1 protein-coding gene is annotated in these 1176 nt (G+C 68.0%); it reads right to left on the minus strand.

Annotated features, from left to right (window positions below; translation table 11 throughout):
* Positions 1-122 precede the first annotated feature (122 nt).
* Complete coding sequence (locus LOY02_RS03860; RefSeq protein ID WP_317181013.1) at positions 123-1061, minus strand: hypothetical protein; 939 nt, start codon at positions 1059-1061, stop codon at positions 123-125.
* Positions 1062-1176 lie beyond the last annotated feature (115 nt).

Here is a 1176-nt window from a genome sequence, read left to right on the forward strand (position 1 = left end):
CACTCGAGTGGCCCCGTCCTCCACAGTTGGCGTATGCCGCTGGGCTTGTCCGGCGCCCCAACCCACTCGAGTGGCCCCGTCCTCCACACCCAGCTCCACTCGAGTGGCCCCGGCGTCCACAGTCACGTGGAGCGCATGATCCACCTGGCGTTGCGGACCTCCGCCTGGTGCATCGCGTAGCGCGAGAAGAAGCGCGGCTCACACGCTGACAAGTCGAGAGAACCCGGTGCAACGTCGAGGGCATCCGCAAAGCGGAGCACGGTGAGCCGGCGCGATTCTGTAGTGGATCGGTCCGCATTCCAGATGTATTCGACGCGCCAGCCATCTCGGGAGAAGCCGTGCCACCGCACCTCGTCGTGAGCACGCTGCTCTGGGGTCGAGTGGAAGGCGGCTCCCTGGTACTCGCCGACGACCTTGATGTCCGGTAGCCCCCGCCGGCGAATGACCCAGACGAGGTCGCCGATGCCGAGCAGTACGCCTGGATCGGTGCTCGACCAGATCGGCACGTTGAGCCCAGGCTCTGGAAGGCCACACCGGACCAACATGATCCGGGAGCGCGTCTCCCCGGGCGAGGCGGAGCCGACCCTGATGAGCGGAAGGCCTTCGCCCAGGGTGCGTTTGCCCCGGGGTCTGTTGCGCTTGCCCAGTGCTGTCGCAAGCGGCTTCACCGAACCGAGCCGGGTGGCGATCGCGTCCCCGACCACGATCGTGTCGTCGACGCCGACCGGAAGGCCACGTCCGACCAGTTCGCCGAGGTCTGCCCAGGTGTCCGCGAGGTCGACGACGCGGACACCTCGCTCCAGCGCGATCCCCCGCGGGTGCAGCGCGCGATGGCCCACCACCCCGGGCTGCTTGATCCGCGAGCTCGTGATCGGACGGACGACGTGGATCCGGACGTCCTCGTCCATGGCATACGACATCGGCAGGCCGTGGAGTCGCAGCGCCGTCGTGTGCGAGAACGCGCAGTTCGGCGGCAGCTGCTCGGCCAGAGCGCGGCAACGCTCGAACAGGTGGTCTCGACGTCGCCTTTCGTCCGCAAGGGCGCGCTCATGGTTGGTCATGGGACGAGCCTTGTGCGCCAGAGCGGCTGGGCCCAGCCCCGTTCTCTCGGTTGTGGACAGCGTCCCAATCCACCAGAGCATGGGGACAACGGGGCCACTCGAGATGTGGGGGCTG

Source organism: Intrasporangium sp., from assembly GCF_032907665.1.
Taxonomy (GTDB): Bacteria; Actinomycetota; Actinomycetes; order Actinomycetales; family Dermatophilaceae; genus Intrasporangium.

Coding starts and splice junctions, on each gene's coding strand:
- LOY02_RS03860 (WP_317181013.1), bottom strand. CDS start 1,061: ATGACCAACCATGAGCGCGCCCTTGCGGACGAAAGGCGACGTCGAGAC.